Below are 269 nucleotides of genomic sequence, written 5' to 3'. Positions count from 1 at the left end.
CTGTGCTGATAAAGGGATACGGATTCTATAAGTCCATCGGTTTCATTGGTCCAATCTATGGTAAGAAAGTCATTGACAGGAACGGGATAAAGTCTTATCTGTTTCCAGAATACTTTTTCATCGATTGCCGGAACTGCCTTGGATAAGGCTTCCTTTTTTATTTCTTCAGCAGTAAGATCCTCAGAAATAGTTTCTTGTAGTAAGTCTTTAGGAGCAGTTTTACCATTTGCATTTGTTCCTCTGTATCTTTGATTTCCTGCTTCATCATA

Annotated in this window: 1 pseudogene; it reads right to left on the bottom strand. The window is 37.9% G+C overall.

What is annotated here, in order from left to right:
* A pseudogene (locus tag SCA31_RS23605) lies at positions 1-269 on the bottom strand (hypothetical protein); the annotation flags it as partial.

It is taken from the genome of Chryseobacterium sp. SIMBA_028 (assembly GCF_046535285.1).
Taxonomy (GTDB): domain Bacteria; phylum Bacteroidota; class Bacteroidia; order Flavobacteriales; family Weeksellaceae; genus Chryseobacterium.
The sequence above is the reverse complement of the archived record's forward strand: the minus strand, read 5'-3'. Positions and strand labels throughout refer to the sequence as shown.